Origin of the sequence: Haloarcula sp. Atlit-7R, assembly GCF_003666065.1 — an archaeon.
In the GTDB taxonomy this organism is placed as follows: Archaea; Halobacteriota; Halobacteria; order Halobacteriales; family Haloarculaceae; genus Haloarcula; species Haloarcula taiwanensis.
In genome coordinates this window covers 1-437 of sequence record NZ_QXIK01000121.1, presented here as the reverse complement: position 1 = coordinate 437, position 437 = coordinate 1, and the positions used below count along the sequence as shown (strand labels likewise).

At 44.4% G+C, this 437-nt stretch carries 1 protein-coding gene; it reads left to right on the top strand.

Annotated features, from left to right (window positions below; translation table 11 throughout):
* Positions 1–102: 102 nt before the first annotated feature.
* Positions 103–435 carry a hypothetical protein gene (locus D3D01_RS22940; RefSeq protein WP_199725646.1) on the top strand — a complete coding sequence of 111 codons (333 nt, stop codon included), beginning with the start codon at positions 103–105 and terminating at the stop codon, positions 433–435.
* The last annotated feature ends 2 nt before the right edge of the window (positions 436–437 follow it).

Sequence of the window (437 nt, the reverse complement as noted above, 5' to 3'; positions counted from 1 at the left end):
TAATTAGCAATCTCTGTTAAGCAACCCTTACTTAGCAACTTTGTTTTGGTTGGGACTAATGGGTGATTGGGTTTTAAACCGAGACATCTCATCAATGGAAACATGGAGAATGACACTGGGCATCCGGATTGGCTCACCGAGATGGACAAGGAAATCATCAACGTATTGGGTACTAATTTAACTCTTACTCCGTCAATCATCGCAGAAAATATCGACCGGTCACGTGAGGGAGTCGGAAACAGGCTAAACTCACTTCAAGCGGGTGGGCTGGTTAGAAAGGTTGACCGAGGCAAGTACGAGATCACTGAGGAAGGTCTCAAATACATGACCGAGTGGGCCGATGTTGACGATGAGTACAAACCTTGGCACGGGAAAACACGTGAAGAAATAAAAAAGGAAATCGAAGAAAGGAACAGTGATACAGAAAACGAGTGATA